Origin of the sequence: Pseudomonas sp. WS 5079 (genome assembly GCF_012985465.1) — a bacterium.
Taxonomy (GTDB): Bacteria; Pseudomonadota; Gammaproteobacteria; order Pseudomonadales; family Pseudomonadaceae; genus Aquipseudomonas.
Genome location: NZ_JAAQWN010000010.1, coordinates 128,090 through 153,801 on the forward strand (window position 1 = coordinate 128,090; position 25,712 = coordinate 153,801).

At 60.5% G+C, this 25,712-nt stretch carries 24 protein-coding genes; 18 read left to right on the top strand and 6 right to left on the bottom strand.

The features are described from left to right. Window positions 1–35: 35 nt before the first annotated feature. From hscA to HBO05_RS24570, 14 genes are all read left to right on the top strand, one after another. Window positions 36–1,898, top strand: coding sequence for a Fe-S protein assembly chaperone HscA (hscA, locus tag HBO05_RS24505; protein WP_169956311.1), 1,863 nt, complete (start codon window positions 36–38; stop codon window positions 1,896–1,898). Between the two features lie 3 nt (window positions 1,899–1,901). After that, on the top strand, window positions 1,902–2,243 hold the full coding sequence (gene fdx, locus HBO05_RS24510) for an ISC system 2Fe-2S type ferredoxin (protein WP_016977666.1): 342 nt from the start codon (window positions 1,902–1,904) through the stop codon (window positions 2,241–2,243). A 14-nt stretch (window positions 2,244–2,257) separates the two neighbouring features. Further along, complete coding sequence (iscX, locus tag HBO05_RS24515) at window positions 2,258–2,458, top strand: Fe-S cluster assembly protein IscX (RefSeq protein ID WP_057437937.1); 201 nt, start codon at window positions 2,258–2,260, stop codon at window positions 2,456–2,458. 91 nt (window positions 2,459–2,549) lie between these two features. Further along, a complete protein-coding gene (gene ndk / locus HBO05_RS24520) occupies window positions 2,550–2,975 on the top strand; it encodes a nucleoside-diphosphate kinase (protein ID WP_017846179.1) in 426 nt (141 codons plus the stop codon). Window positions 2,976–3,004: 29 nt separating this feature from the next. Beyond that, window positions 3,005–4,153 carry a 23S rRNA (adenine(2503)-C(2))-methyltransferase RlmN gene (gene rlmN, locus HBO05_RS24525; RefSeq protein ID WP_169956313.1) on the top strand — a complete coding sequence of 383 codons (1,149 nt, stop codon included), beginning with the start codon at window positions 3,005–3,007 and terminating at the stop codon, window positions 4,151–4,153. A 12-nt stretch (window positions 4,154–4,165) separates the two neighbouring features. Further along, window positions 4,166–4,924, top strand: coding sequence for a type IV pilus biogenesis/stability protein PilW (gene pilW / locus HBO05_RS24530; protein WP_169956315.1), 759 nt, complete (start codon window positions 4,166–4,168; stop codon window positions 4,922–4,924). Further along, window positions 4,924–5,913: a RodZ family helix-turn-helix domain-containing protein gene (locus tag HBO05_RS24535; RefSeq protein WP_169956317.1), complete on the top strand. Its 990-nt coding sequence runs from the start codon at window positions 4,924–4,926 to the stop codon at window positions 5,911–5,913. Before pilW ends, HBO05_RS24535 begins: the two co-directional genes overlap by 1 nt. A 2-nt stretch (window positions 5,914–5,915) precedes the next feature. Further along, window positions 5,916–7,025 carry a flavodoxin-dependent (E)-4-hydroxy-3-methylbut-2-enyl-diphosphate synthase gene (ispG, locus tag HBO05_RS24540; protein WP_057437947.1) on the top strand — a complete coding sequence of 370 codons (1,110 nt, stop codon included), beginning with the start codon at window positions 5,916–5,918 and terminating at the stop codon, window positions 7,023–7,025. 23 nt (window positions 7,026–7,048) lie between these two features. Continuing rightward, complete coding sequence (hisS, locus tag HBO05_RS24545; RefSeq protein WP_099169878.1) at window positions 7,049–8,338, top strand: histidine--tRNA ligase; 1,290 nt, start codon at window positions 7,049–7,051, stop codon at window positions 8,336–8,338. 41 nt (window positions 8,339–8,379) lie between these two features. Then, a complete protein-coding gene (locus HBO05_RS24550; RefSeq protein WP_029298536.1) occupies window positions 8,380–9,021 on the top strand; it encodes a tetratricopeptide repeat protein in 642 nt (213 codons plus the stop codon). Further along, a complete protein-coding gene (bamB, locus tag HBO05_RS24555) occupies window positions 9,014–10,165 on the top strand; it encodes an outer membrane protein assembly factor BamB (RefSeq protein ID WP_032858293.1) in 1,152 nt (383 codons plus the stop codon). Before HBO05_RS24550 ends, bamB begins: the two co-directional genes overlap by 8 nt. Before the next feature lie 134 nt (window positions 10,166–10,299). Further along, window positions 10,300–11,769, top strand: coding sequence for a ribosome biogenesis GTPase Der (gene der, locus HBO05_RS24560; protein WP_057437955.1), 1,470 nt, complete (start codon window positions 10,300–10,302; stop codon window positions 11,767–11,769). Between the two features lie 220 nt (window positions 11,770–11,989). After that, window positions 11,990–13,138: a pyridoxal phosphate-dependent aminotransferase gene (locus HBO05_RS24565; protein ID WP_172314406.1), complete on the top strand. Its 1,149-nt coding sequence runs from the start codon at window positions 11,990–11,992 to the stop codon at window positions 13,136–13,138. After that, entirely contained in the window at window positions 13,126–13,917 is a 792-nt protein-coding gene (locus HBO05_RS24570; protein WP_172314408.1) for an amidohydrolase, read from the top strand. Before HBO05_RS24565 ends, HBO05_RS24570 begins: the two co-directional genes overlap by 13 nt. A gap of 173 nt (window positions 13,918–14,090) precedes the next feature. On the opposite strand, the gene leuA is transcribed toward HBO05_RS24570, so the two are convergent. From leuA to HBO05_RS24590, 4 genes are all read right to left on the bottom strand, one after another. Next, window positions 14,091–15,770 carry a 2-isopropylmalate synthase gene (leuA, locus tag HBO05_RS24575; RefSeq protein WP_169956696.1) on the bottom strand — a complete coding sequence of 560 codons (1,680 nt, stop codon included), beginning with the start codon at window positions 15,768–15,770 and terminating at the stop codon, window positions 14,091–14,093. 382 nt (window positions 15,771–16,152) lie between these two features. Further along, complete coding sequence (locus HBO05_RS24580; RefSeq protein ID WP_169956694.1) at window positions 16,153–16,974, bottom strand: M23 family metallopeptidase; 822 nt, start codon at window positions 16,972–16,974, stop codon at window positions 16,153–16,155. A gap of 3 nt (window positions 16,975–16,977) precedes the next feature. Continuing rightward, the gene (gene xseA, locus HBO05_RS24585) at window positions 16,978–18,357 is read right to left on the bottom strand and encodes an exodeoxyribonuclease VII large subunit (protein WP_169956692.1); all 1,380 of its coding nucleotides are present in this window, start codon (window positions 18,355–18,357) and stop codon (window positions 16,978–16,980) included. Window positions 18,358–18,387: 30 nt separating this feature from the next. Beyond that, entirely contained in the window at window positions 18,388–19,278 is an 891-nt protein-coding gene (locus tag HBO05_RS24590; protein WP_170058294.1) for a LysR family transcriptional regulator, read from the bottom strand. Between the two features lie 99 nt (window positions 19,279–19,377). Here HBO05_RS24590 and HBO05_RS24595 point away from each other — a divergent pair, with 99 nt between their 5' ends. The 4 genes from HBO05_RS24595 (at window position 19,378) to guaA (ending at window position 24,163) form a co-directional block, all read left to right on the top strand. Then, window positions 19,378–20,145: a sulfite exporter TauE/SafE family protein gene (locus HBO05_RS24595; RefSeq protein ID WP_172314410.1), complete on the top strand. Its 768-nt coding sequence runs from the start codon at window positions 19,378–19,380 to the stop codon at window positions 20,143–20,145. Window positions 20,146–20,299: 154 nt separating this feature from the next. Next, entirely contained in the window at window positions 20,300–20,848 is a 549-nt protein-coding gene (locus HBO05_RS24600; protein ID WP_172314412.1) for a sugar ABC transporter ATPase, read from the top strand. A 186-nt stretch (window positions 20,849–21,034) separates the two neighbouring features. Then, entirely contained in the window at window positions 21,035–22,504 is a 1,470-nt protein-coding gene (guaB, locus tag HBO05_RS24605) for an IMP dehydrogenase (protein ID WP_016977684.1), read from the top strand. Window positions 22,505–22,585: 81 nt separating this feature from the next. Then, window positions 22,586–24,163, top strand: a complete 1,578-nt coding sequence (guaA, locus tag HBO05_RS24610) for a glutamine-hydrolyzing GMP synthase (protein WP_029298509.1) — start codon at window positions 22,586–22,588, stop codon at window positions 24,161–24,163. 323 nt (window positions 24,164–24,486) lie between these two features. On the opposite strand, the gene HBO05_RS24615 is transcribed toward guaA, so the two are convergent. Both HBO05_RS24615 and HBO05_RS24620 read right to left on the bottom strand, forming a co-directional pair. Continuing rightward, window positions 24,487–24,798 (bottom strand): hypothetical protein, encoded by a 312-nt coding sequence (locus HBO05_RS24615; RefSeq protein WP_169956683.1) that lies wholly within the window; start codon window positions 24,796–24,798, stop codon window positions 24,487–24,489. Between the two features lie 88 nt (window positions 24,799–24,886). Next, complete coding sequence (locus HBO05_RS24620) at window positions 24,887–25,657, bottom strand: APH(3')-II family aminoglycoside O-phosphotransferase (protein ID WP_172314414.1); 771 nt, start codon at window positions 25,655–25,657, stop codon at window positions 24,887–24,889. Window positions 25,658–25,712 lie beyond the last annotated feature (55 nt).

Consider the following 25,712-nt stretch of genomic DNA (forward strand, 5'->3'; position numbering starts at 1 on the left):
TTGCACGCCTGATAGACAGATAAGACCTGATTACCATGGCTCTACTGCAGATCGCCGAACCCGGCCAAAGTCCTCAACCGCACCAGCGTCGCCTGGCGGTTGGCATCGACTTGGGTACTACCAATTCACTGGTCGCCGCACTGCGCAGCGGTCTCTCCGAGCCGTTGCCCGATGCTGATGGCCAGGTGATCCTGCCGTCGGCGGTGCGCTATCACGCGGATCGCACCGAAGTGGGCGAGTCCGCTCGACTGGCGGCGTCTACCGACCCGCTCAATACCGTGCTGTCGGTCAAGCGCTTGATGGGGCGTGGGTTGTCCGACGTCAAGCAATTGGGCGACCAACTGCCATATCGCTTTGTCGGCGGCGAATCCCATATGCCGTTCATCGACACTATCCAGGGGCCGAAAAGCCCGGTGGAAGTGTCGGCCGATATCCTCAAGGTGCTGCGCCAGCGTGCAGAAACCACCTTGGGCGGTGAATTGGTTGGCGCGGTAATCACTGTTCCTGCCTACTTCGACGATGCTCAGCGCCAAGCCACCAAGGATGCAGCGAAACTCGCCGGCCTCAATGTGTTGCGCCTGCTCAACGAGCCGACTGCGGCCGCCGTGGCATACGGCCTGGACCAGCACGCTGAAGGCCTGGTTGCGATTTACGACCTGGGCGGCGGCACCTTTGATATTTCGATCCTGCGCCTGACCGGCGGAGTGTTTGAAGTGCTGGCCACTGGTGGCGACAGTGCCCTGGGCGGTGATGACTTCGACCACGCCATCGCCGGTTGGATTATCACCAGCGCCGGCTTGTCCGCCGACCTGGATCCGGGCGAGCAGCGTAACCTGCTGCAAACTGCCTGCGCCGCCAAGGAAGCGCTGACTGACGCCGCATCTGTTGAAGTTTCCTACGGCTCCTGGTCGGCCCAACTGACCCGTGACGCCTTTGATGCGCTGATCGAGCCAATGGTTGCCCGCAGTCTGAAAGCCTGTCGTCGTGCGGTTCGTGATTCCGGCATTGAGCTGGAAGAAGTGGGTGCGGTGGTCATGGTTGGCGGCTCGACTCGTGTGCCTCGGGTTCGCGAAGCGGTGGCTGAAGCCTTTGGCCGCCAGCCATTGACCGAAATCGATCCGGATCAAGTGGTGGCCATTGGGGCTGCGATCCAGGCCGATACCCTGGCCGGCAACAAGCGTGACGGTGGCGAATTGTTGCTGCTCGACGTGATTCCGTTGTCCCTGGGCCTGGAAACCATGGGTGGCCTGATGGAGAAGGTGATTCCGCGCAACACCACCATTCCCGTCGCCCGCGCCCAGGACTTCACTACTTACAAAGATGGCCAGACGGCCATGATGATCCATGTGCTGCAAGGCGAGCGCGAGCTGATCAGCGACTGCCGCTCCCTGGCGCGTTTTGAATTGCGCGGCATCCCGGCCATGGTCGCGGGTGCGGCGAAGATCCGCGTGACCTTCCAGGTCGACGCCGACGGCCTGCTCAGCGTAGCTGCACGCGAACTGGGTTCGGGCGTTGAGGCCAGCATTCAGGTCAAGCCGTCCTACGGCCTGACTGACGGCGAAATCGCCAAGATGCTCAAGGATTCGTTCCAGTATGCCGGTGACGATAAGGTCGCCCGTGTGTTGCGTGAGCAGCAAGTCGATGCCCAGCGCCTGCTTGAAGCGGTGCAGGGCGCGCTTGAGGCAGACGGTGAGCGCCTGCTGGATGCTGAAGAACGCCTGGTCATCGACCTGCAGATGCAGGAGCTGGCCCAATTGATGAAAGGCACCGATGGCTATGCCATCGAACAACAGACCAAGCGCCTTTCACAAGTAACCGATGCCTTTGCCGCCCGTCGTATGAACCAGACGGTGAAAGCCGCCCTGGCGGGACGCAACCTGAATGAAATCGAGGAATAACTGATGCCGCAGGTCATTTTTCTGCCACACGCCGAGCATTGCCCGGACGGTATGGTCGTGGAGGCTGAGACCGGCAAGTCCATTCTCGAAGTTGCCCACGACAACCACATCGAGATCGAGAGTGCTTGTGGTGGCGTTAACGCCTGTACCACGTGTCACTGCATTATCCGCGAAGGTTTCAATAGCCTTGAAGAGGCCGATGAGCTGGAAGAGGACTATCTTGATAGGGCGTGGGGCCTGGAACCGACGTCGCGTCTGAGCTGTCAGGCCAAGGTGGGAACAGAAGACCTTACCGTCGAAATTCCGAAGTATTCGCTCAACCATGCGGCCGAAGCGCCGCACTGATTCAAGGAAGTGTCATGAGTCTTAAATGGGTTGATGTGCAAGAGATCGCTATTCTGCTGGCCGATGGCCATCCGGATACGGATCCCTATTCCGTGAACTTTGTAGCTTTGCGTGACATGGTCATGGCCTTGCCAGGGTTCGAAGACGAGCGGGATCGCGGCGGTGAAAAGGTTCTTGAAGCTATCCAGACTGCCTGGAAAGAAGAACAGGACTGAAGCCTCCCTCACGCAGTTAGGCAATACCCAAGAACCCGCGTATAATTCGCGGGTTTAATTTTTCGCAAATTACCGTTTCTGGAGTTACACCATGGCTGTTCAACGTACTTTCTCCATCATCAAGCCTGACGCTGTTGCAAAAAACGTCATCGGCGAGATCACCACTCGTTTCGAAAAAGCCGGCCTGAAGGTTGTAGCTTCGAAACTCAAGCAACTGTCCAAGGCTGAAGCTGAAGGCTTCTACGCTGAGCACAGCGCTCGTGGCTTCTTCGGCGACCTGGTTGCCTTCATGATCTCCGGTCCTGTTGTTGTACAGGTTCTGGAAGGCGAAAACGCTATCGCTCTGAACCGTGAGCTGATGGGCGCTACCAACCCTAAAGAAGCTGCTGCCGGCACCATCCGTGCTGACTTCGCTGACTCCATCGACGCCAACGCTGTACACGGTTCGGACTCCGAAGCCGCTGCTGCTCGCGAAATTTCGTACTTCTTCGCAGCTACTGAAGTAACCACTCGCTAAGCATTGGCTTAAAGAGTGAAGGTGAATCCATGACTACATCGACTGTAAAAACCAACCTGCTGGGTCTGACTCAACAGGAAATGGAAAAATTCTTCGACTCAATCGGGGAGAAGCGTTTCCGTGCCGGTCAGGTAATGAAGTGGATTCACCACTTTGGCGTCGACGATTTCGACGCCATGACGAACGTCAGCAAGGCCCTGCGCGACAAGCTCAAGGCGATTGCCGAGGTTCGTGGTCCCGAGGTTGTCAGCGAGGACATCTCCAGCGATGGCACCCGTAAGTGGGTGGTGCGCGTGGCGTCCGGCAGTTGCGTCGAGACCGTCTACATTCCCCAGGGCAAACGCGGCACCTTGTGCGTTTCGTCCCAGGCAGGCTGTGCCCTGGACTGCAGTTTCTGCTCCACCGGCAAGCAAGGCTTCAATAGCAACCTCACCGCCGCCGAAGTCATCGGCCAGGTGTGGATTGCCAACAAATCCTTTGGCAGCGTACCGGCGACCGTCGACCGTGCCATCACCAACGTGGTGATGATGGGCATGGGTGAGCCGCTGCTGAACTTCGACAACGTGATTGCGGCCATGCATCTGATGATGGACGACCTGGGCTACGGCATTTCCAAGCGCCGTGTGACCCTGTCGACCTCCGGCGTGGTCCCGATGATCGATGAGCTGGCCAAGCACATCGACGTCTCCCTGGCGTTGTCGCTGCATGCGCCCAATGACGCATTGCGTAACCAATTGGTGCCGATCAACAAGAAGTATCCGCTTAAGATGCTGCTCGAATCTTGCCAGCGTTATATGGCGACTTTGGGCGAGAAGCGCGTGCTGACTATTGAGTACACCATGCTCAAGGACATCAACGACAAGGTCGAACACGCGGTCGAGATGATCGAGCTGCTTAAGAACACCCCGTGCAAGATCAACCTGATTCCGTTCAACCCGTTTCCCCATTCTGGCTACGAGCGGCCGAGCAACAACGCCATTCGTCGTTTCCAGGATCAACTGCACCAGGCAGGCTACAACGTCACTGTGCGCACCACCCGTGGTGAAGACATCGACGCCGCCTGTGGTCAATTGGTAGGACAGGTGCTGGATCGCACCCGTCGTAGCGAGCGTTATATCGCCGTGCGCGAGTTGAGCGCCGACAGCGATCTGGCGCAGAACGCCGCGACACGAACCTGAGAGAGGAACTCTATGCCCCTGCGCCTTGCGCTGCTTTTGCTTGTTGCCAGCCTCTCGGTTGGCTGTGTTTCATCGGGCTCTGACAGCCCGCTGCAAACTGGCAAGGGCCGCGACGAAGCGCGTGCTGCCTATGTGCAGCTGGGGTTGGGTTACTTGCGCCAGGGCTTGAGCGAGCAGGCCAAGGTTCCGCTGCAAAAGGCCCTGGCCCTCGATAATCAGGATGCCGACGCCAATGCTGCGCTAGCGCTGGTGTTCCAGGCCCAGGCCGAGCCCGAGCTGGCCGACCAGTATTTCCAGAAGGCCCTGGCGGTTCGCCCCCATGATCCGCGCCTGCTTAACAACTACGGCAGCTTCCTGTTTCAGCAGGAGCGTTATAAGCACGCGGCCGGTTATTTCCAGCAAGCAGCTACTGATACCCTATATCCTGAGCGTTCGCGGGTTTTCGAAAACCTGGGAGTGACCTCCATGCGCCTTGGCCAACGTGAAGACGCCCGCCGGCAACTGGAAAAAGCCCTGCACCTGAACCAGCGCCAGCCACGGGCCTTGCTTGAAATGGCCCAGTTGTCGTTTGAAGACAGGCATTATGTGCCGGCACGTGACTATTACGAGCGTTTTAGCCTGCTCAGTGGGCAAAATGCACGTAGTCTATTGCTTGGTGTGCGCCTGGCCACAGTTCATGAAGAACGCGACAAGGCCGCACGTTTTGGCCAGCAACTAGAACGACTCTATCCCGGTACGCCGGAATATCAGCAATACCTGTCGGAGCAATGATGAAAGCCGCGCACCCGGAAGTTGTAGCCGCTAATCGCGTAAACCCAGGCGAGACCTTGCGTCAGGCCCGCGAAAGCAATGGTTGGTCGCTCGAAGAAGTGGCCCTCAAGCTCAATTTGACCACCACTTCCCTGGGCAACCTGGAAAACGGCGCGTTCGACAAACTGCCCGGGCATACCTTCGCCCGCGGTTATATCCGTGCCTACGCCAAGCTGCTGGGCACCGACCAGGCCATCCTGGTCCAGCAATTCGACCAGTTCACCGGTACTGATTCCCAGGGCAGCAACGTACACGGTCTTGGTCGTATTGAAGAGCCCGTGCGTGTTTCCCACACGATTTTGCGAATTGTCAGCCTGTTGCTGCTGATTGCGGTGATCGGTGGTGGTTTTGTCTGGTGGCAGGACCAGACCTCGCTGCGCAGCAAGGACTTGATCAGCAACGCTATGGAGCACGTCGAAGTCGAAAGCGCCGACGGCACCACCCAGATTCATCCCCTGGACGAGCCGGAAGACCAGGCTGTCGCCCAGGGCGAGGCCACGGCTGAAACCAATCTTGACCTGCAAGCAGGCCAACCGCCTGCCGAAGCCGGCACCGAGTCGGCCCCGGCCGTCGTTGCAGCCGCTCCAGCCGCGCCCGCAAGCCAGGTTCCGGCCACTGCGGCCCAGGCCCCCGTTGTGCCGGCACCGGTCGCACCCGTCGCTCCAACGGTCGCCGCACCTGCCGCCCAGGCGCCTGCCAGCGTGGCGGGCGATGGCCGTCTCCAGATTACCTACGTCGCTGACTGCTGGACACAAGTCACCGATGGCAATGGCAAGGTCCTGTTCAGTGCTTTGAAGCGTAAGGGAGATACGCTTGATCAGGTCGGCAAGCCTCCTTTGACGCTGCGTCTGGGCTTCGCCCGTGGCGCGCAAGTGGCCTACAACGGCCAGCCTGTGGACGTGGCGCCGTTCACCAGTGGCGAGACCGCTCGCCTGAAGTTGGGACAATAGTCATGCACGGCGAATCTCCAATCAAACGTCGCGTATCGCGCAAGATCTGGGTCGGCTCGGTGCCGGTGGGTGGCGATGCCCCCATCGCCGTACAGAGCATGACCAACAGCGACACCAATGATGTGGCTGCCACAGTGGCCCAGATCAACCGCTTGGAAGCCGCCGGCGTCGATATCGTGCGGGTTTCCGTGCCGGATATGGACGCTGCCGAGGCGTTTGGCCGCATCAAGCAATTGGTCAAGGTGCCACTGGTCGCCGATATCCACTTCGACTACAAGATCGCGTTGCGCGTGGCCGAACTGGGTGTCGACTGCCTACGGATCAACCCGGGCAACATCGGTCGCGAAGACCGCGTGCGTGCCGTGGTCGATGCGGCCCGTGATCGCGGGATCCCGATCCGTATCGGCGTCAACGCCGGTTCCCTGGAAAAAGACCTGCAAAAAAAATATGGCGAGCCTACCCCGGCAGCCCTGGTCGAGTCTGCACTGCGCCACGTTGAGCACCTTGAGCGCCTGAATTTCCAGGACTTCAAGGTCAGCGTAAAGGCTTCCGACGTGTTCATGGCGGTAGAAGCCTACCGCCTGCTGGCCAAGGAAATCGTGCAGCCGTTGCACCTGGGCATCACCGAAGCCGGTGGTTTGCGTTCAGGCACAGTGAAATCTGCGGTGGGTCTCGGTATGCTGCTGGCCGACGGGATTGGCGATACCATTCGCATCTCCCTGGCGGCGGACCCGGTAGAGGAAGTGAAAGTCGGCTACGACATTCTCAAATCCCTGCATTTACGCTCCCGTGGCATCAATTTTATTGCCTGCCCGAGTTGCTCGCGGCAGAACTTCGACGTGGTGAAAACCATGAACGAGTTGGAAGTACGCCTGGAAGACCTGCTGGTGCCGCTGGATGTCGCGGTGATCGGTTGCGTGGTCAACGGGCCGGGTGAGGCCAAGGAGGCGCATGTGGGCCTGACCGGCGGTACCCCGAACCTGATTTACATCGATGGCAAGCCGTCGCAGAAATTGACGAATGATAATCTGGTGGATCAGTTGGAACGGCTGATCCGCGAGAAAGCGGCCGAGAAGGTCGCCTCTGACGCAGCGCTTATCGCTCGCGGCTGATCGAACGAATTTAAGGATTTGATGTGAGCAAGTCTCTGCAAGCCATTCGTGGCATGAACGACATCCTGCCCGAGCAGACGCCCCTGTGGCGCTATTTCGAGAGCACGGTCGCGCGCCTGCTGGATAACTACGGTTACAAGCAGATCCGCATGCCAATCGTCGAGTTCACCGAGCTGTTCAAACGCTCCATCGGTGAAGTGACCGACATCGTCGAAAAAGAGATGTACACCTTCGAAGATCGCAACGGCGACTCCCTGACCCTGCGTCCGGAAGGTACCGCTGCGTGCGTGCGCGCTGTGCTTGAGCATGGCATCACCGGTGGTGGCCAGACCCAGAAGCTGTGGTACATCGGCCCGATGTTCCGCCACGAGCGCCCACAAAAAGGCCGTTATCGCCAATTCCACCAGATCGGTTGCGAAGTCTTCAACCTCGATGGTCCGGACATCGACGCCGAGCTGATCGTGCTGACCTGGCGCCTGTGGGGCCAATTGGGCATCCGCGACGCGGTCAAGCTCGAGCTCAACAGCCTGGGCACCAGTGAGTCCCGTGGCCGTTACCGTGAGGCCCTGGTCGAGTATCTGTCGGCCCACCTGGACAAGCTCGATGAAGACAGCCAGCGTCGCCTGAAGACCAACCCGTTGCGCGTCCTCGATACCAAGAACGCCGACACCCAGGCCGTGCTGGTCGACGCGCCGAAAATGGCCGACTACCTGGATGACGAATCCCGCACCCACTTCGAGGGCCTCAAGGCTCGCCTGGATGCGGCCGGTATTCCCTACGTGATCAACCCCAAGTTGGTGCGCGGCCTCGATTACTACAGCAAGACCGTGTTCGAGTGGGTCACCGACAAGCTCGGCGCCCAGGGCACCGTGTGTGCCGGTGGGCGCTACGACGGCCTGGTCGAGCAGATGGGCGGCAAGCCGACCACGGGCGTGGGTTTTGCCATGGGCATCGAGCGGCTGATCCTGCTGCTGGAAACCCTGGAGCAGATCCCTGAAGAAATTTCCCGTCAGGTGGACGTGTACCTGTGCGCCTTTGGCGAGGCAGCTGAATTGGCTGGCCTGGCCTTGAGCGAGCAACTGCGCGACCAACTGCCGAGCCTGCGCCTGCTGGTCAATGCCGGCGCTGGCAGCTTCAAGAGCCAATTTAAGAAAGCCGACAAGAGCGGCGCGTTGTACGCGCTGATCCTGGGCGACGATGAACTGGCCCAGCAAGTGGTAAGTGTCAAACCCCTGCGTGGCCAGGGCGAACAACAAAGCATTGCCTTTGATGCGCTTGCCGCGCACTTGGCCACCTGCATCGTGCAGGGTTGAAGCTGTCAAACAGCCGAATTTAGCGATTAAGGAGTATTGGGGTGTCGAGTACTGAAGATGATCAGCTGGCCGAGTTCAAAGACTGGTGGCAGCGTAACGGCAAACCCTTGGTAACTGGCGGCCTGCTGGCGCTGGTGGTGGTGTTCGGTTGGCAGGCGTTCCAGAAGTATCAGAGCAATCAGTCGCAAGGCGCCTCGATGCTCTATCAGCAACTGCTGGAAACCACGCTGACGCCCACTGGCAAACCTGATCCTGCCCAAGTGGCGGACCTGGCCGGCAAGCTGAAAAACGAATTTGGTGGTAGCACCTACGCCCAATACGGCAGCCTGTTCGTCGCGAAAGTCGCGGTCGATACCGGTAAGCTGGATGATGCAGCCTCCGAGCTCAAAGCCATCGCCGACAAACCGAGCAACCCGACCCTGGGTGAAATCGCACGTCAGCGCCTGGCCCAGGTCCTGGCCGCACAGAACAAAGCCGACGAAGCACTGAAACTGCTCGACGGCGATGCTGACAAGGCATTTGTAGCCACTCGCGAAGAGCTCAAGGGCGACCTGCTGGTCCAATTGGGTCGTACCGACGAAGCCAATGCTGCGTACCAAAAAGCCAAGGCTGCGCTGTCTGATGAAGCAGCGGTCGGTGGCTTACAAATCAAGCTGGACGACTTGGCCAAAGGGGATGCGTGACGTGATCCGTTGGAAACATGCAGCATTGCTGGCTCTGGCCGTTTTGGCCGCGGGTTGCAGCAGCAACAGCAAAAAAGAACTGCCTCCGGCCGAGCTGACCAGCTTCAAGGAAGAAGTGGTCCTGCAAAAGCAGTGGAGCCGCTCCATCGGTGACGGCCAGGGCGACACCTACAACATGCTGGTACCGGCAATCGACGGTGACAACATTGTGGCCGCTGACGTGACGGGCGTGGTGATCTCCATGGATCGCATGAACGGCGACGTCAAGTGGAAGAAAGACCTCGAGCTCCCGGTTTCCGGCGCCGTCGGCGTGGGTTACGGCATGGTGATGATCGGCACGCTGAAAGGCGAAGTCGTGGCCCTGGATTCGAGCAACGGTGAAGAGAAATGGCGCGCTCGCGTGACCAGTGAAGTCCTCGCACCGCCTGCCACCAACGGCGACATCGTCGTGGTGCAGACCCAGGATGACCGTGTCATCGGCCTCGACGCCAACACCGGTGAGCAGCGCTGGCTGTATGACAGCACCCCTGCGGTGTTGACGTTGCGCGGTACCAGTGGTCCGGTTGTGACCAATAACCTGGCGCTGGCAGGTCTTTCGACCGGTAAAGTGGTCGCCCTGGATACCCAGAACGGCGTGCCGGCCTGGGAATCGCGGGTCGCCATTCCGCAAGGTCGCTCCGAGCTGGACCGTGTCGTGGACATCGACGGCGGCTTGCTGCTGTCGGGCGAAACCCTGTACGTCGCCACTTACCAGGGCCGTGTTGCGGCGCTGGACCTGCAAAGCGGTCGTGTCCTGTGGCAGCGTGATGCTTCCAGCTACGCCGGTGTCGCCCAAGGGTTTGGCAGCGTCTACGTGAGCCTGGCATCCGGTACCGTTGAAAGCGTCGACGAACGTTCCACCACAGCCCTGTGGAGCAACGACTCGTTGGCTCGCCGTCAACTGTCGGCTCCGGAAGTATTCTCCAGCTATGTAGCGGTAGGCGACCTGGAAGGTTACCTGCACCTGCTGAGCCAGGTGGATGGCCGCTTTGTCGGCCGTGAGCGTATCGACAGCGACGGCCTGCGTGCGCGTCCGCTGGTAGTAGGCAACATGCTTTATGTGTTTGGTAACAGCGGCAAGCTGGAAGCCCTGACCATCAAGTAAGAACTATTCTTGGGGTAACCCCCAGGCGGCCCTGCTTCGGCAGGGCATGCGGCACCTTCGGGTGTTGCCCCGAGCACCAGCCGCTGCCTTGCAGCGGCTTTTGTATTTTCTGAAATAACGCAGTGGAGAGCCGCATGGTTCCCGTAATCGCCCTGGTGGGCCGACCTAACGTCGGCAAGTCCACCTTGTTCAACCGCCTGACCAGGACTCGCGACGCCATCGTCGGCGACTTGTCCGGTCTGACCCGTGATCGCCAATACGGTGAGGCAAAGTGGCAAGGGCGCTCCTACATTATTGTCGACACCGGTGGTATCTCCGGTGACGAGCATGGCATGGACGAAAAGATGGCCGAGCAGTCGCTGCTGGCCATTGAAGAAGCCGATGTCGTGTTGTTCCTGGTGGACGCCCGCGCGGGCTACACCGCTGCCGACCAAATGATCGGCGAGCACTTGCGCAAGCGTAACAAGCGCTCCTATTTGATCGCCAACAAGATCGACAACATCGATCCTGAGGCGGCCCGTGCCGAATTCAGCCCGATGGGCCTGGGTGACGCGATTCCTGTCGCCGGTGCCCACGGTCGCGGCATCACCCAGATGCTGGAAATTGCCCTGCGCGACTTCCCCAAGGATGACGCCGAAGAAGTCGAAGGTGAGGAAGAGATCGTCGCCGAAGGCGAGGAAGCCAAGCGCATTCCTGGCCCGAGTGAAAAAGACGGGATCAAGATCGCCATCATCGGCCGCCCCAACGTGGGCAAGTCGACCCTGGTCAACCGCATGCTCGGTGAAGACCGGGTAATCGTCTATGACCAGCCCGGCACCACCCGCGACAGCATCTACATCCCGTTCGAGCGTAACGACGAGAAGTACACGCTGATCGACACCGCCGGTGTGCGCAAGCGCGGCAAGATCCACGAGGAAGTTGAAAAGTTCTCGGTGGTCAAAACCCTGCAGGCGATCAAAGACGCCAACGTGGTGATCTTCGTCATGGACGCCCGCGAAGGCGTGGTCGACCACGACCTCAACCTGCTGGGCTTTGCCCTGGAGGCCGGTCGGGCATTGGTGATCGCGATCAACAAATGGGACGGCATGACCCCGAGCGAGCGCGACTTCGTCAAGGTCGAGCTGCAACGTCGGTTGTTCTTCGTCGACTTCGCCGATATCCACTTTATCTCGGCGCTGCACGGCACTGGCGTGGGCAACCTCTACGCTTCGGTACAGAACTCGTTCAAGTCGGCGGTCACCCGCTGGCCGACCAACCGCCTGACCCAGATCCTCGAAGACGCCGTGGGCGAACATGCGCCACCGATGGTCAACAACCGTCGGATCAAGCTGCGTTACGCCCACTTGGGTGGTGCCAACCCGCCGATTATCGTGATCCACGGTAACCAGATCGAGAAGGTGCCCAAATCCTACGTGCGTTACCTGGAAAACACCTACCGCCGTGTCCTGAAGCTGGTCGGTACACCGATCCGCATCGAGTTCAAAGGTGGTGAAAACCCGTACGAAGGCAACAAGAACAGCCTGACTGACCGCCAAGTGAACAAGAAACGTCGCTTGATGAGCCACAACAAGAAGGCTGACAAAAAGCGTAAAGATCGACGCTAGCTCTGGGAGCAGGCTTGTGTGGGAGCGGGCTTGCCCGCGATAGCGACAGGTCAGACACCGATGTGCTGACTGACCCACCGCCAACCCAGGCAAGCCAGCTCTTATGTAAGTTAGGCGTTACCCAAGAAGGGGCTCTGAACGAGCCCTTTTTTGTGCCTCACGATTGACCCTTCGGCGCTTGCAGCTTACAACTTGTAACTCACCGCCAGGGGCCCACCGAATGATCACCAGCAAGCTGCCAAATGTCGGCACCACCATTTTCACCACCATGTCGCAACTCGCTGCCGAAACCGGCGCGTTGAACCTGTCCCAGGGATTTCCCGACTTTAATGGCCCCCAGGCCTTGCTCGACGCGGTGGGCAAACACGTTGCCAGCGGCCATAACCAATACGCGCCGATGACCGGCCTACCGGCCCTGCGCCAGCAAGTGGCCGCCAAGATCGCCCGCAGCTATGGCGTGCAGGTCAGTCCCGACAGTGAAGTGACCATCACCCCTGGCGCCACCCAGGCGATCTTCTGTGCGATCCAGGCGGTGATCCGCAGCGGTGATGAAGTGATTGTCTTCGACCCGTGCTACGACAGCTACGAACCTGCGGTGGAGCTGGCCGGTGGGCGTTGTGTGCATGTGCCGTTGGGGCTGACGGACTTCAGCCTGGATTTCGAGCAGATCGAGGCGGCGCTGTCACCGCGTACGCGGATGATCATCCTCAACACCCCGCACAACCCCAGCGGCGCCCTGATCAGCCGCGCCGAGCTGGACCAATTGGCCGAGCTGATCCGCGACCGCGATATCTACCTAGTCAGCGATGAAGTCTACGAACACCTGGTTTTCGATGGCGTGCCCCACGTCAGCGTCCTGGCCCACGAAGAGCTGTATCAGCGCGCGTTCGTGGTCAGCTCCTTTGGCAAGACGTACCACGTCACCGGCTGGAAGACCGGCTACGTGGTGGCCCCAGCGGCCTTGAGCGCCGAGCTGCGCAAGGTACATCAATACGTCAGCTTCTGCGGTGTGACGCCGTTGCAGTTCGCCCTGGCCGACTTTATGGCCGAGCACCCGGAGCATGTCGAGGAACTGCCAGCCTTTTACCAGGCCAAGCGCGACCTGTTCTGCGATCTGCTGGCCCCCTCGCGTTTCAGTTTTACGCGGGTGGCCGGTACTTACTTTCAACTGGTGGATTACTCACAGATTCGCCCGGACCTGGATGACGTGGCCATGTCGCTGTGGATGACCCGCGAGCATGGCGTGGCGACAATTCCGGTCTCGGTGTTCTACCAGACCCCACCTCAAGGCCAGCGCCTGGTGCGCCTGTGCTTTGCCAAACGCGAGGAGACGCTGCGCCAAGCAGCCGAGAAACTATGCGTGATCTAAGTGCTTTACCCGACCTGAATATCGCCCTGGTACAGACCACCCTGGCCTGGCATGACCGCCAGGCCAACCTGGAGCATTTCGAGCTGCTGCTGGAGCAGGCCGCGGGCGCCGACCTGATCGTGCTGCCAGAAATGTTCACCACCGGATTTTCCATGGAATCCCAACTGCTAGCCGAAGCCGAAAACGGCCCGACCCATGAATGGCTCAAGGCTCAGGCACATAAGCACGACGCGGTGATTACCGGCAGCGTGATCATCCAGGCCGCCGATGGCAGTCACCGTAACCGCCTATTGTGGGCGCGGCCCGATGGCGAGGTGTTGCACTACGATAAGCGCCACCTGTTTCGCATGGCCGGCGAGCACAATCACTACACGCCTGGCGAGCGTCAGGTGCAGTTCGAGCTCAAGGGTTGGCGGATACGCCCGCTGATCTGCTATGACCTGCGCTTCCCGGTGTGGAGCCGGGACGCCCAGGACACCGACCTGCTGCTGTACACCGCCAACTGGCCGGGGGCGCGGCGCCAGCACTGGAACCGCCTGTTGCCGGCCCGGGCCATCGAAAACCTATGCTATGTGGCGGCGGTGAATCGGGTGGGGACGGACGGCAAGGGTTTTGCCTACACCGGGGACAGCCAGGTCCTGGACTTCCAGGGTGAAAGCCTGATGAGCGCGGGGGAGGCGGACGGGGTGTTCCAGGTGTGCCTGGAGGCGGCGCAATTGGCGGAGTACCGCACGCGGTTTCCGGCGAATCTGGATGCCGATAGCTTTCAGTTTGTCTGACAGGAGCCCGTTACCAGCGAGGTAGCTATCGCGGGCAAGCCCGCTCCCACAGGGTACTGCATTGCAAATGTGGGAGCGGGCTTGCCCGCGATAAGGCCATCAGCACCACCACAACCACAAATAAAAAAGGCCCCTGGGTTCTCACCCAGGGGCCTTTGCATTCCAGCAGGCAGTTACGCCGCTTTCGCTTCCAGCTGGCTCAACGAACGGTTCAGCGCGCTGAACACTGCCTTGAAGCTGGCCGTGGTGATGTTTTCATCAATCCCCACACCGTGCACCGGACGCTCGCCGTTCACGCGCAGTTCAATGTAAGCGGCAGCCTTGGCGTTAGTACCCGCGCCAATCGCGTGCTCGTTGTAGTCCATGATCTCGACCCCAATCGGCAGGCCGGCCACCAGCGCTTCCAGCGCGCCATTGCCCTTGCCGTGCCAGCGCAGGTTGGTTTCGCCCTGACCCTTGCCGGACACTTCAACTTCTACCGAGCTGTTGCCGTTCTCTTCCTGCAAGCGGTGGCTGACCAACGCGTACGGGGTGTTGGCCTGCAGGTATTCACGCTGCAACAACGCGTGGATCTGCGCGGCGGTCATTTCCAGGCCCACGCGATCGGTCTCGGCCTGTACCACTTGGCTGAACTCGATCTGCATGCGGCGTGGCAAGCTGATGCCGTATTCCTGCTCCAGCAAGTAGGCGATGCCGCCCTTGCCCGACTGGCTGTTGACGCGGATCACCGCCTCGTAGCTGCGGCCAATGTCGGCCGGGTCGATTGGCAAGTACGGTACTTCCCACAAGGTGTCCGGTTTCTGCTGGGCGAAGCCCTTGCGGATCGCGTCCTGGTGCGAGCCGGAGAACGCGGTGTGGACCAGGTCGCCAACATACGGGTGACGTGGGTGCACCGGGATCTGGTTGCATTCCTCGACCACTTTGCGCACGCCGTCGATGTCGGAGAAGTCCAGCTCAGGGTTCACGCCCTGGGTGTAGAGGTTCAACGCCACGGTGACGAGGTCGACGTTACCGGTACGCTCGCCGTTGCCAAACAGGCAGCCTTCGACACGATCGGCGCCGGCCATCAGGCCCAGTTCGGTCGCTGCAACACCAGTGCCACGGTCGTTGTGGGTGTGCAGGCTGATGATCACGCTGTCACGACGGTTGATATGGCGACCGAACCACTCGATCTGGTCGGCATAGATATTCGGCGTGGCGCATTCCACGGTGGCCGGCAGGTTGAGGATCATCTTGTGCTCGGGCGTCGGGTTCCACACCTCGATCACCGCGTCACACACTTCCTTGGCGAATTCCAGTTCAGTAGCGCTGAAGGTCTCCGGGGAGTACTCGAAGGTCCACTGGGTTTCCGGCTGCTGGGCAGCGTACTTGACGAACAGCTTGGCTGCGTCGACTGCGATGGCCTTGATCCCGTCCTTGTCCTGGTTGAACACGATACGGCGGAACGACGGCGAAGTGGCGTTGTACAAGTGCACGATGGCTTTCTTGGCACCGCGCAGGGATTCGAAGGTACGGGCGATCAAGTCTTCACGGCCCTGGGTCAGCACCTGGATGGTGGTGTCCTCGGGGATGTGGTTGTCTTCGATCAGGGTGCGCACGAAGTCGAAGTCGGTTTGCGACGCGGCCGGGAACGAGGCTTCGATCTCTTTCACGCCCACCGCGACCAGGGTTTTCCAGAAACGCAGTTTTTTCACCGCATCCATGGGCTCGATCAGCGACTGGTTACCGTCGCGCAAGTCGGAGCTGCACCAGATCGGCGCGGTGGTGATGGTCTTGGATGGCCAGGTGCGGTCCGGGATATCAATGGTCGGGAACGCGCGGTATTTCGAAGACGGGTCTTTGAGCATGCTCATCAGAAGAATCCTTGTTGTAGGGCCGAGAAGAGGCGGCCTGCCAGAAAGCGTTTATTAGGGATGCAAATCGGGGACGAGGCAGATCGATTCAGCCTGGCAGTCGTGCGCTGACGAGGCACAGGCTGCGGTGCTGGCGGAGCTGAATGAGGGTGTGAGAGGTTTTCATAAGCTCAACCCTAACCGCCGGGGTGAAAGATGGCAAGCAGTCGGAAAAAATTGAGAGAAGTTCTGCTATTGCTGTAGGAAACGAGATTTTATTGTGGAAAAAGTCGGGAGGCTTTGTTCTATTTGCGTTGGGGTTTCCAGATGCGCAATCAGTGGCGACTGATCGGGCGCCATCGCATGCAAGCCCGCGACGGCGCCAGTAAGCTCAACGATCACATCAAGGTTGGAACGCGCCAATAAAGATCGCCGGATCCACCCGCGCATCATTCAAGCTGATATTCCAGTGCATATGCGGCCCGGTCGCCCGGCCCGTCGCCCCGACCTTGCCGACCACCGCCCCTCGCACCAATTGCTGGCCCACCTTCACGTCAATCTTCGACATATGGCAGAACATGCTGATAAAGCCCTGGCCGTGGTCGACGAACACCGTGTTGCCGTTGAAGAAGTAATTACCCACCAGGATCACCTTGCCATTGGCCGGCGTCTTGATCGGCGTGCCGGCAGGCACCGCGAAGTCCAGGCCCGAGTGCGGGTTGCGCTCTTCGCCGTTGAAGAAGCGGCGCACGCCGAACCTGCTCGACAGCGGACCATTCACCGGCTTGTCCAGTACCAGGTTGCTCGGCAGGTTCGGGCTGAAGCTGCGGTAAGCCTTGAGCTGCACCGCCAACTCGCCCTCGATGCGCTTGAGTTGCGCCGGCTCAGGGTTGACCTGGCTTTTGTTCTTCAGGGTGATGCGCTGTTCCGGATACTTCTTGAAACCAACGATAAACGGCAGGGTGCGCCCGCCACTGCTGATCCGCTCGTTACCGGGCTTGACCGTCAACGGGATGCCGACAATCGCCAGCCAGTTGTTCTGTTCCTTGACCACCAGCACCGGTTTGCCTTGGTAAGTGGCTTTCGGCGCGGCGGCTCCAGGGCCCAGGTCGACCACGGCCACACCGCCAGGCACCGGCTTGTTCAGAGTGCGGGTGATGTAGCTGTCGGCGTGGGCATTGAAGGTCAGGCACAGCAACATCAACAGGCTAAATAGACGAGGCATCAATCAATCCAGTAATGAAAGGGTGACGGGTGTCAGGTGGTTGTCTTCCACCCGCACTTGCAATTGGCCTTCACCGAGGCGCGCGGTCAGGCGCTGGCCGGTGTGGGTTTGTGCGGCATTGCGAATGGCCTGGCCGCGCTCGTCCAGCAGGATGCTGTAGCCACGGCCCAAGGTCGCCAGCGGGCTGACCACCTGCAACGTCTGCACCTGGCTTTGCAGTTGCAGGCGGCGCGCCTTGAGGCCTTCGCGCATGGCCCGGGGCAGGCGTTCGGCGAGGCTGTCCAGCCTTTGGCGCAGTAGCGCCAATTGCCGCCCCGGATGCTGGCCGGCCAGGCGGGTTTCCAGGCGGATCAGGCGTTCGCGGCGGGTATTGAGGCTGCGCTCGAACGCGCGGCGCAGGCGCATATCCAGGTCATCCAGGCGCTGGGCCTGCTGGCGCAGGCGCTCACCGGGGTGGCGCAGGCGCCGGGCCATGCCTTCCAGGCGCAGGCGGTCGTGGGTCAGGCGATTGCGCATCAGCATCACCAGCCGGCGATGCAGGCTTTCGACCTGACGCACCAGGTTGCTCGCATCCGGCGCCAGCAGCTCAGCAGCCGCCGACGGCGTGGGCGCGCGTACGTCGGCCACGAAGTCGCTGATGGACACATCGGTCTCATGGCCCACGGCACTGACGATAGGCGTGACACAGGCATCGATGGCCCGCGCCACGGCTTCTTCGTTGAAGCACCAGAGGTCTTCCAGCGAGCCACCACCACGGGCCAGGATCAGTGCATCAAAACCACGGGCATCGGCCAACTTGAGGGCGCGGACAATCTGCGCCACGGCCTCGCGGCCCTGCACGGCGGTGGGGATCAGGGTCAGTTGCACATTCGGCGCGCGGCGGCCGAACACACTGATGATGTCGCGAATCACCGCGCCCGTAGGTGAGCTGATAATGCCGATGCGCCGCGGGTGGGCCGGCAGTGGCACTTTGCGCTCGGCGCTGAACAAGCCTTCGGCGCTGAGTTTTTCCTTCAGTGCATCGAAGGCCAGGCGCAGCGCACCATCACCGGCCGGTTCAACGGTGTCGAGAATCAATTGATAGTCGCCACGCCCCTCGAACAGCGAGACCTTGCCGCGCACCTTGACCGCCAGGCCATCCTTCAACGCCTGGCGCACCCGCGCAGCGTTATTGCGAAACAGTGCACAACGCACCTGCGCGCCACTGTCCTTGAGGGTGAAATACACATGGCCGGAGGCCGGGCGAGCGAGGTTGGAGATCTCGCCCTCGACCCAGATATTGGTGAACACGTCCTCCAGCAACACCCGCGCGCGGCCGTTGAGCTGGCTGACAGTCAGGACTTCGCGGTCCAGGCCCAGGCGGGCAAACGGGTCTTTAATCATGAGAGGCGATCTTTAGTCATGGGCGGCAGTTTATAGGCATTCGCCCAGTGTTTGACAGAACTGCGCAACCAGCGCGCTCGGCGCCTGCGCACAGGCCAGGGCCACAGTGCTGTGGCAATCGGGGTCGGCCAGGGGCAGGAAGTGAATGTTGGCCGGGGCGATATCGCGCATCGACTCGGGCAGCAGGGCAATGCCAAACCCCGCCTGGATCAGTTGCAATTGGGTGGTCTTGCGCGACATCACCCGCGCCGCCTTGGGGAAAAATCCGGCGCGCATGCACAACTCGGCTGACAGGTAACTCAGGCCGCCGCGTTGCGGATGGGGGATCGAGATAAAGGCTTGGTCCTGTAACTGCGCCAGCTCAATGGCCGAGGAATGCCGGGCCAACGGATGGCCTGGCGGGACTGCCAGCAGTAGCGGCTCCTTATATAAAGGCAGGATGCGTACCCCCTCGCGCTGGCGCAGCACCGGCAGGCGCAGCAGGCCGACCTCCAGGCGACCCTCGGCAATGTCTTCCAACTGCGCTTCAGAGGACAGTTTGACGATATCCAGCGACACCCCGGGGCCCTGTTCCAGCCAGGCGCTGATCCCGCGCAGTACACGTCCACTCATCGGCACCGTGCTGGAGTGGCTCAGGCGCAGGGTGCCGAGCTGGCCGTGGCCGACCTGGGTCGCCAGTTCACTGGCCTTGTGCAACTCGCCCAGCAGATTGCGCGCCCGTGGATAAAACGCCTCGCCGGCGGCAGTCAGCCTGGGTTGGCGGGCGGTGCGCTCGAACAGCGGGGTGTGCAGGATAATTTCCAGCTCCTTGATCTGCCGGCTGAGGGCCGATTGCGCGACAAACAGGCGCTCGGCGGCGGCGCTGAAGCTGCCGCTCTCGGCGATTTCAACGAAGTAACGCAGTTGCCGGGTGGAAATCACGAGTCATGCCTTTTCGAGATAGGTGGAGGGCGTGGAAGATATTAGTCGCAACTCACCGGCTTGGCTAAAGTGAGGGCCATCGCTGACAAGGAATATTGCATGAGCCTGGTTGAATTGATGGGGCAGTGGTCGTTCGGGATGATGGACTGGCTGGTAATCGGCCTGGGGATTGCCCTGGCTTACATCGTGTTTGGCATCGCCGGCTTTGGCACGGCGCTGGTGGCCGGGCCGATCCTGATTATGTTTATGCCGCTGTCGAAGATCATCCCGCTGCTGGTGCTGCTGGATTTCGTCGCGGCCTTTGGCAACCTGCTGCAATCGCGGCGGGATGTGGTCAAGCCGGAGCTGTTGCGCTTACTGCCGTGCATGGCGATTGGCTGCACGCTTGGCGTGATCTTCCTGCTCAACCTGCATTCGGATCTGCTCCTGCTGTTGATGGGCCTGTTTATCAGCGCCTATGGCATCTACAGCCTGACGGTAAGGGCCAAGCCCACAGCCCTGGCTGCCGGCTGGTCGGTGCCGATGGGCGTGGTGGGCGGACTGTTTGGTGCCTTGTTTGGCAGTGGCGGCTTTTTATATGCGATCTATCTGAACAGCCGCCTGCCCAAGGACGGGGCGCGAGCGACCCAAAGTGCGCTGATCAGCGCGAGCACGGTGGTACGCCTGAGCCTGTTTTTGATCGCCGGGGTGTATGCCGAGTTGCCGCTGCTGATGTTGGCCGTGTGCCTGCTGCCGGCGATGGCGCTGGGGCTGTGGGCGGGGCGGCGATTGACCCTGCGCATGTCCCGCGAGGCGTTTGTGCGGTTGGTGACGTGGCTGGTACTGGCCAGTGGCATTGCCTTGATTGGACGGTATTTGAGTACTTGACCTGTGTGGGGCAGAGATTAAGCTGCCAGCCTTCAGGGCCTCTTCGCGAGCAAGCCCGCTCCCACATTCGACTGCATTTCTCCTGTAGGAATGCAGTCGAATGTGGGAGCGGGCTTGCTCGCGAAGGCGTCAGACGCCACACCGCAGGACTCTCATGAATTCCCAAAGCATCCTTGTCCCGAAAATCTCCACCTTGCCCGTCCACGAACCCCGCGCCCGGGCCATCGTGCGCTGGCTGGTGCGCAAGAACATCATCAAGGAAGAACTGACCACCTGCGGGCGCAGCGGCAACCGCATGGGCTATGCCCTGGCCGATGGTGCCCGCGCGGTGGTGCTGCACCCCGAGGCGCTGCCGTTCAACGAACCGGTCAACGGCCTGGAAATCATCTACAAACGCTGCATCTATACCCCCGCCAAGGGTTTTCTCGAAGAAGCCGGCTGCCCGCAATGCCTTAAAGAAGTTGGCGAGGCGCTGTTCGACAGCCTGGAAGACTGGATGCCCGGCCACACCGACAACTTCACCTGCCCGCTGTGTGGGCATGAAGATGACATCAACGGTTTCCTGTTCCTGCAGGAATGCGGCTTTTCCAACCTGGGCTTTATCTTCAACAACTGGGCGGAAGCGGGCTTCAAGCAGAGCTTTATCGACGAGTTTGCCGATTGGCTCGATCAGAAAATCAGTTGGGTCAAAGTCGAACTCTAAAACCACTGCCGCCCCCTACCTGTAGGAGCCGGCTTGCCGGCGATGGAGCCTGGGCCGTGCGCCAAACCAGAGACTGGTTTTACCCATCTATCAGTATTACCAAGTTTGTCAGAGTTTTACGTTGAGGCCCGAGGGGTGTCTGAGTATAATGACGCGCTTCCATTTTCCCGCTCGGGAGCCCCCGCGATGCTGCGTATCAGCCAAGAAGCTCTGACATTCGACGACATTCTCCTAGTGCCCGGTTATTCCGAGGTGCTTCCTAACGAAGTCAGTCTCAAGACCCGCCTAACCCGTGGCATCGAGCTGAATATTCCTCTGGTTTCCGCTGCCATGGACACCGTCACTGAAGCCCGTTTGGCAATCGCCATGGCTCAGGAAGGCGGCATCGGCATCATCCACAAGAACATGACCATCGAGCAGCAAGCTGCCGAAGTGCGCAAGGTCAAGCGTTACGAAGCCGGCGTGGTGAAAGATCCGATCACCATCGAAGCCGACGCCACCGTGCGCGACCTGTTCGACCTGACCCGCCTGCACAACATCTCCGGTGTTCCAGTGCTGCACGATGGCGACCTGGTCGGCATCGTCACTTCCCGTGACGTGCGCTTTGAAAACCGTCTTGAAGTCACCGTCCGTGAAGTGATGACGCCTAAAGAGCGCCTCGTTACTGTCAAGGAAGGCGCCGACAAGAACGATGTGCGTGAACTGCTGCACAAGCACCGCATCGAGCGCGTGCTGATCGTCGACGACAAATTCGCCCTCAAAGGCATGATGACCGTCAACGACATCGAAAAAGCCAAGGCTTACCCGCTGGCCAGCAAGGATGACCAAGGTCGTCTGCGCGTTGGCGCCGCCGTTGGTACCGGTAAAGACACCGGCGACCGCGTTTCGGCCCTGGTCGCTGCCGGGGTTGACGTGGTGGTGGTCGACACCGCCCACGGTCACTCCAAAGGCGTGATCGACCGCGTGCGCTGGGTCAAGCAGAACTTCCCTGACGTACAGGTGATCGGCGGCAACATCGCCACCGGCGCTGCCGCCAAGGCCCTGGCCGAAGCCGGCGCTGACGCCGTCAAGGTCGGTATCGGCCCTGGCTCAATCTGCACCACGCGGATCGTCGCCGGTGTGGGCGTGCCGCAAATCAGCGCCATCGCCAATGTTGCCGCTGCCCTCGAAGGCACTGGCGTACCGTTGATCGCCGACGGCGGCATCCGTTTCTCCGGTGACCTGTCCAAGGCCATCGTGGCCGGTGCTTCCTGCGTGATGATGGGCTCGATGTTTGCCGGCACTGAAGAAGCGCCAGGCGAGATCGAACTGTTCCAGGGCCGTTCCTACAAGGCTTACCGTGGCATGGGTTCGCTGGGCGCCATGTCCCAGGCGCAAGGCTCTTCCGACCGCTACTTCCAGGACTCCTCGGCAGGCGCCGAGAAGCTCGTACCGGAAGGCATCGAAGGCCGTGTGCCGTACAAAGGGACCCTGAGCGCCATCATCCATCAACTGATGGGCGGCCTGCGTTCCTCGATGGGCTACACCGGCAGCGCCGACATCGAAGAAATGCGCACCAAGCCAGAGTTCGTACGGATCACCGGCGCCGGCATGGCTGAATCCCATGTCCACGACGTGCAGATCACCAAGGAAGCGCCAAACTACCGCGTAGGTTGAGGCTTCCAGCAAAACGTTAAGTAACCGGGGCTGTTCTTTCAGCCCCGAGTTGTTTCTGATTCATTAGACGAGACTGACTTCATGGCCCTCGACATTCACGCCCACCGCATCCTGATCCTCGACTTCGGTTCCCAGTACACCCAGCTGATCGCCCGCCGCGTGCGTGAAATCGGCGTGTACTGCGAACTGCATCCGTTCGACATGGATGACGAAGCGATCCGCGAATTCGCCCCTAAAGGCGTCATCCTCGCCGGTGGCCCCGAGTCCGTGCACGAAGCCAACAGCCCGCGCTGCCCACAAGCGGTATTCGACCTGGGCGTGCCGGTATTTGGTATCTGCTACGGCATGCAGACCATGGCCGAGCAACTGGGCGGCAAGGTTGAAGGTTCCGAGCTGCGTGAATTCGGTTATGCCCGTGTCGACGTGGTCGGCAAGAGCCGCCTGCTGGACGGCATCGAAGACCACGTCGACGCCGACGGCCTGTTCGGCCTCGATGTCTGGATGAGCCACGGTGACAAGGTCACCCGGATGCCGGAAGACTTCCACATCCTGGCCAGCACCCCGAGCTGCCCGATCGCCGGCATGTTCAGCGACGAGCGTCGTTACTACGGCGTGCAGTTCCACCCGGAAGTGACTCACACCAAGCAAGGCGGGCGCATCCTGTCGCGCTTCATCCTCGACATCTGCGAGTGTGAAGCCCTGTGGACCCCGTCTAAAATTGCTGAAGACGCCATCGCCAACGTGCGCGCCCAGGTCGGTACCGACAACGTCCTGCTCGGCCTGTCCGGCGGCGTTGACTCCTCCGTGGTTGCTGCGCTGCTGCACAAGGCTATCGGCGACCAACTGACCTGCGTGTTCGTCGACAACGGCCTGCTGCGCCTGCACGAAGGCGAGCAAGTGATGGCCATGTTCGCCGAGAACATGGGCGTTAAGGTGATCCGCGCCAACGCCGAAGATCAGTTCTTGAACAACCTGGCCGGCGAGTCCGACCCGGAGAAGAAGCGCAAGATCATCGGCCGCACCTTCATCGACGTCTTCGATGCCCAGTCCAACAAACTGGACAACATCAAGTACCTCGCCCAGGGCACCATCTACCCCGACGTGATCGAGTCGGCCGGCGCCAAGAGCGGCAAGGCCCACGTGATCAAGTCCCACCACAACGTGGGTGGCCTGCCTGAGGAAATGAACCTCAAGCTGGTAGAACCGCTGCGCGAACTGTTCAAGGACGAAGTCCGTCGCCTGGGCCTGGAACTGGGCCTGCCGTACGACATGGTCTACCGCCACCCATTCCCGGGCCCGGGCCTGGGCGTGCGCATCCTCGGTGAAGTGAAGAAGGAATACGCCGACCTGCTGCGTCGCGCCGACCACATCTTCATCGAAGAACTGCGCAAGGCCGACTGGTACCACAAAGTCAGCCAGGCCTTCGTCGTGTTCCAGCCGGTGAAATCGGTTGGCGTGGTTGGCGATGGCCGTCGCTACGCCTGGGTCGTGGCCCTGCGTGCCGTAGAAACCATCGACTTCATGACCGCCCGCTGGGCACACCTGCCGTACGAACTGCTGGAGACTGTCAGCGGCCGTATCATCAATGAAATCGAAGGCATCTCGCGCGTGACGTATGACGTGTCGAGCAAGCCGCCGGCGACGATTGAGTGGGAATGATTGGGCGTCCGGCACTGACCGGCACCCCCTAGCAAAAAGTACCCTCAAGCCCGCTTAATTGCGGGCTTTTGGCTTTTTGGGGCTCGCCATAATGCCCGTCAGTTAAGCCTTTTTGTAGGAGCGAGCTTGCTCGCGAAGAACTTGAGAGCGCCGCGTTTACCTAGCAAACACGCGTTATCGTTGACGTCCTTCGCGAGCAAGCTCGCTCCTACAGAAAGCAGAATCCGCTTAACTGACTGGTATTAGGGCTCGCCAGGTTCCCCGGTGATGGCGGTCGAGAAGGCGCGACTGCCCAGCGCTACTACCACCAACCCCCCAATGGATTACCGGCGGCCTTCGCACACCGGTGATTCGCCGATGCGGCCTTCCTTGCACAGGTCAATGTTATCTGTGCGCTTGAAACCGGCGTCTTTCATGCAATAAAACCGCGTGAGTACCTGGTCAATCGGCGTCCTGTCCCCCGTCCCTATCAGGTTGGTATAGCCGCAGGCGGTCATAGCACTCTTGACGCCTTCTTCAGACACCCCGATTTTCTTCCAATTGGTAAATTCCGGCGGCGGAGGTTGAAAGCCCCTGCCCGTGCAGCCAACCAATAACACAGCGCAAAAACTCAGCAACAGGCTCTTGATGAGCATGGCGTTCTTCCTCATGGTTTGACTCAGATATCGGATGCGTCGTATCAGCGAGCTTGTCGAGGTAGTGTCGAGGGCTGCTCAGGAGTCATTAGAAAAATTCATCCAACAAGCAGTAAAAAGCCATTCGCTGCTCATCAGGCTCCACACCATACAGCTCAAAGAAGGGCCTTACCCATTCCCGCCCCAGGTTGCGTTCGACGCTGCGTGCCGCCAGGGCCAGGTCTTGATAGCGGTCGCTGACTCCAAGGCGACCGCAGTCAATAAAACCACTGAAGTGACCGCCCGCTGCCATGAAGTTTGGCAGGCACGCATCGCCGTGCGTCACCACCAGGTCGTGGGTGGCGGGCCGTGTCGCGAGGAGTTCGGCAAACACATCGCGGACGCTGCGTCCCAGTCGCTCATCGTCGAAGTCCGTCCCATCAATCAGCCCGGCGTCGACGTGTTCCCGGGCGACGGTGATGCGCTGTTCCAGGTTGTGATCGAAGGGGCATTGCGCCACGGGTACCTGGTGCAATGTGCGCAAGGCGGTGGCCAGGACGTCGATGATCTGCGCGGCAGAAAGCGCGCTGCTGCTGGCCAGGTCCTGTCCCGGCATGGCGCTCATCAGCAGCCAGTGGTGATGGTTTTCCTGCACTTGGTCCAGTACCACTGGCGCTGGCAGGCCCTGTTGCTGCAGCCAGTGCAGGCGTTCGATTTCGTCGGCAAGCTCGGCGTGTTCGACCAGGGGCTCGGCTTTCAGGAACAGGTCTGGGCCGTTGTCCCTGCGCAGTCGAAACACGTCAGCCCGGGACTCGCCGATGGCCTGTTGTTCGATGAGTGCGAGGGGGAACTGTTCACGCCACTTTTCTGGAATGTTCACGGTGCTGTCCCGGTCCTCGCCTGAGCGTTGTCAAACGCCGATTAAACAACGTTTG